The organism is Streptomyces sp. NPDC050388, from assembly GCF_040655635.1.
Classification (GTDB): Bacteria; Actinomycetota; Actinomycetes; order Streptomycetales; family Streptomycetaceae; genus Streptomyces.
In genome coordinates this window covers 1-1,013 of record NZ_JBFAKH010000294.1, presented here as the reverse complement: position 1 = coordinate 1,013, position 1,013 = coordinate 1, and the positions used below count along the sequence as shown (strand labels likewise).

Sequence of the window (1,013 nt, the reverse complement as noted above, 5' to 3'; positions counted from 1 at the left end):
CTGACCGCGTACTACGGGCTGGTCGACCTGGGGGGCCTGCGTGCGGGGGAGTCGGTGCTGGTGCACGCGGCCACCGGCGGGGTGGGCACGGCCGCGGTGCAGCTCGCCCGTCACCTGGGCGCCACCGTGTACGCCACCGCCAGCGAGGCCAAGTGGCCGGTGCTGCGCGCCCTGGGCATCCCGGCCGAGCGGATCGCCTCCTCCCGCAGCCTGGACTTCGCCGACGCCTTCACCGCCGCCACCGACGGCCGCGGCGTGGACGTGGTCCTCAACTCCCTGGCCGGGGAGTTCGTCGACGCCTCCCTGGGCCTGCTGCCGCGCGGCGGCCGGTTCCTGGAGATGGGCAAGACCGACATCCGCGACGCCGCCCGGGTCGCCGGCACCCACCCCGGGGTGGCCTACACCGCCTTCGAGCTGCTGGAGGCCGGCCCGGAGCGGATCCAGCAGATGCTGCGCGAGCTGCTGGAGCTGTTCGCCCGGGGCGTGCTGACCCTGCCGCCGGTGCGTGCCTGGGACATCCGGCAGGCCCCCGAGGCCCTGCGCCACGTCAGCCAGGCCCGGCACGTGGGCAAGGTGGTGCTCACCGTGCCGCGCCCGGCCGACCCCGACGGCACCTATCTGCTGACCGGCGCGACGGGCACGCTCGGCGGGCTGCTGGCCCGGCACCTGGTGGCCGAGCGCCAGGTGCGCAGCCTGCTGCTGCTCAGCCGCAGCGGCCCCGCCGCGCCGGGCGCGGCCGCGCTGGTCGCGGAGCTGGAGGCGGCCGGGGCCCGGGTGGACCTGGTGGCCTGCGACGCGGCCGACCGAAACGCGCTGGCCGCGGCCCTGGCCCGGGTCCCGGCCGAGCACCCGCTCACCGCCGTGATCCACACTGCCGGGGTCCTGGACGACGGCATCATCTCCGAACTCGACGCGGGCCGTGTCGAGCGGGTCCTGCGGCCCAAGGCCGACGCCGCCTGGAACCTCCACGAACTCACCCGCCACCACGACCTCACCGAATTCGTCCTGTACTC

General features: G+C 76.1%; 1 protein-coding gene. It reads left to right on the top strand.

The features are described from left to right. A partial coding sequence (locus AB0I73_RS41490; RefSeq protein ID WP_363045548.1) for an MDR/SDR family oxidoreductase occupies positions 1 to 1,013 on the top strand: 1,013 nt, incomplete at both ends.